The organism is Mycobacterium sp., from assembly GCF_035499775.1.
Lineage (GTDB): Bacteria > Actinomycetota > Actinomycetes > Mycobacteriales > Mycobacteriaceae > Mycobacterium.
This window is the reverse complement of record NZ_DATJYB010000100.1, coordinates 1-2,840: the sequence shown is the minus strand read 5'-3', so window position 1 is coordinate 2,840 and position 2,840 is coordinate 1. Positions and strand designations below refer to the sequence as shown.

Annotated in this window: 4 protein-coding genes; all 4 read left to right on the top strand. The window is 67.4% G+C overall.

Annotation, left to right across the window (positions count from 1 at the left end):
* Positions 1-740: acyl-CoA dehydrogenase (locus VML93_RS07020; RefSeq protein ID WP_325609052.1), on the top strand; the 740-nt coding region annotated here is incomplete at its 5' end.
* Positions 737-1,192 carry a MaoC family dehydratase gene (locus VML93_RS07015; protein ID WP_325609051.1) on the top strand — a complete coding sequence of 152 codons (456 nt, stop codon included), beginning with the start codon at positions 737-739 and terminating at the stop codon, positions 1,190-1,192. The genes VML93_RS07020 and VML93_RS07015, both read left to right, overlap by 4 nt.
* Positions 1,189-2,361, top strand: a complete 1,173-nt coding sequence (locus tag VML93_RS07010; RefSeq protein WP_325609049.1) for a lipid-transfer protein — start codon at positions 1,189-1,191, stop codon at positions 2,359-2,361. The genes VML93_RS07015 and VML93_RS07010 overlap by 4 nt, the downstream gene beginning before the upstream one ends.
* A 15-nt stretch (positions 2,362-2,376) precedes the next feature.
* Positions 2,377-2,840 (top strand): alcohol dehydrogenase catalytic domain-containing protein (locus VML93_RS07005; protein ID WP_325609047.1); only part of this gene is annotated, 464 nt, incomplete at its 3' end.

The window sequence follows — 2,840 nt, the reverse complement described above, 5'->3', positions numbered from 1 at the left end:
CGGGCCTGGCCGAGCCCGGCCGCTCGGACCCGTGCGCGCCGTCGACCTCGGCGCACCGTGACGGCCCGAACTGGCGCCTGGACGGGGCCAAGGAGTTGGTGCCGGCCGCCCAGCTCGCCGACACCGTGCTGATACCGGCCTCGCTAGACGACGGTGACGTCGGGCTGTTCCTGCTTGCGGCGGACTCTGACGGCGTCGAGATCCGACCGGCCAGAACGACCAACGGTGAGCCGCACGCCGACGTACTCCTGGACGGCGCAGTGGTTTCCGAACGTGACAGACTCCACGGCGAGATCGAGTCGCTGCACACCCGCGCCCTGGTAGGGCTGTGCGCGATCCAGCTCGGCGTGGTGGAGCGGGCCTTGCGGATCGCGGCAGCGTACACCACGCAACGTGAGCAATTCGGCCGCCCGATCGGCAGTTTCCAGGCGGTGCAGCAGCGGATGGCCGACGCCTTCATCGACGTCGAAGCGATCCGGTGGACCACCTGGCATGCGGCCTGGCTGATCGCCGACGGACGACCGGCCGACCGGGCGGCCCGCATCGCCAAGTTCTGGGCCGCCGAGGCGGGCGCGCGCGTCGCCGCCACCACCCAACACGTCCACGGCGGCATCGGGATCGACACCAGCTACCCCCTGCACCGCTATTTTCTGTGGGCCAAGAACAACGAACTCACCCTCGGGCCGGCCGCCGTCCAGCTGGCCCGCCTCGGCGCGACATATTCGGAAGGACACCTATGACGACCGCCGCCAGCCGTACCACCACTTTGAAATGGGCCGACGTCGAAGACGGCGACGAGGTCACGCCTCTCGAAATCCCGATCACCACAACGATGATCGTCGCCGGCGCGATCGCCTCCCGCGACTTCATGCCGGTGCACCACGACCGCGCCTACGCCAACAAGCAGGGCTCGCCCAACTTGTTCATGAACATCCTGACCACCAACGGGTATTGCGTGCGCTTCCTCACCGACTGGGCCGGGCCCGAGGCGATGGTCAAAAATCTGTCGATTCGCCTTGGCGTGCCGTGCTTTCCGGACGACCCGCTGTGCTTCACCGGCAGCGTGACCGGTAAGACCGAGGGGTCTGATGGCGAGAATTTCGTGGAGGTGACGTTTCGGGGCTCCAACAGCCTCGGCGACCACGTCTCGGGCACCGCGATCCTGAGCCTGCTCGACGAGGCGGGCGCATGACCAGCACGCTGCCCGGCAGTTGCGCCATCGCGGGGATCGGACAGACCGAGTTCTCCAAGGAATCCGGGCGCAGCGAACTGCAATTGGCGTGCGAGGCAGTCAGCGCCGCACTCGACGACGCAGGCCTGGCTCCTGCCGACGTCGACGGCATGGTCACGTTCACCATGGACGCCAGCGACGAGATCGACATCGCCCGCAACGTCGGCATCGGCGACCTGAGCTTCTTCAGCCGGGTGCACCACGGCGGCGGCGCCGCGGCCGGCACCGTGGTGCACGCGGCCATGGCCGTGGCCACCGGCGTGGCCGACGTGGTCGTCTGCTGGCGAGCCTTCAACGAACGCTCCGGCTTCCGGTTCGGCGGCAGCGGGCGCACCAGTGCGGAGACTCCGTTGTTCATGGCGCACTACGCGCCGTTCGGATTGATCACTCCCGCAGCGTGGGTCGCGCTGCACGCCCAGCGGTACATGTCGACCTACGGGGTCACCAACGAGGACTTCGGCAGGATCGCCGTCGTCGACCGCGCGCATGCCGCGAACAACCCCGATGCCTGGTTCTACCAGCGTCCGATCACTCTGGAAGACCACCAGAATTCGCGCTGGATCGTCGAACCCGTGCTGCGACTGCTGGACTGCTGCCAGGAAAGCGACGGCGGCGTCGCGCTCGTCGTCACCAGTGCCGAACGTGCTCGCGATCTGCGACAGCCACCGGCGGTGATCACCGCGGCCGCTCAGGGCGCGGCCGCCAACGGCGAGATGATGACCAGCTACTACCGCGAGGACATCACCGGCCTGCCCGAGATGGGCGTGGTCGCCGAACGGCTGTGGCGCGATTCCGGGCTCAAGCCCCAAGACATCCAAACCGCGTTCATCTACGACCATTTCACGCCGTTCGTGTTCACCCAGCTCGAGGAGCTCGGCTTCTGCGGGCGTGGCGAGGCCAAGCATTTCGCCACTGTCGAGCGGCTGTCGCTCGGCGGCGAGCTGCCGATCAACACCAACGGCGGGTTGCTCGGTGAGGCTTACATCCACGGCATGAACGGCATCACCGAAGGTGTGCGCCAGGTACGCGGCACGTCCTACAACCAGGTCGACAACGTCGAGCACGTATTGGTCACCTCGGGCACCGGAGTGCCCACCAGCGGTCTGATTCTGGCTCCGGCCGGCAGGTAAGACTAGGACACCATCATGCCCAAGCTCGCACTGCTGACCGCTCACGGCGGACCGATCGAGCTGGCCGAATTCCCGCTCACCACACCGGCGCCGGGAACCGCTGCCCTCAAGCTGCGCATGGCCGGCATCTGCGGATCCGACTTGCACATCTTCCGCGGTGAGCTGCCGCTGCCGTGCCCCTTCGCCATGGGTCACGAAATGGTTTGCGAAATAGCCGAACTCGGCGACGGGCTGACGACGGACGCGGCCGGCCAGCCGCTGGCCGTGGGTGACCGCGTCGTCACACCGTACTTCTGGTTCTGCGGACAGTGTCACGCGTGCGTACGTGGCCGGTCGTATGCGTGCCAGAACCTGATGGCCGGTGAATACCGCACGCACGACCAGGCGCCACACTTCGTCGCCGCCCACGGCGAGTACTACTACACGACCCGCCGGCAGCCGTTGTACAAGGTCCCCGAGGACCTGCCCGACGAGGCCGT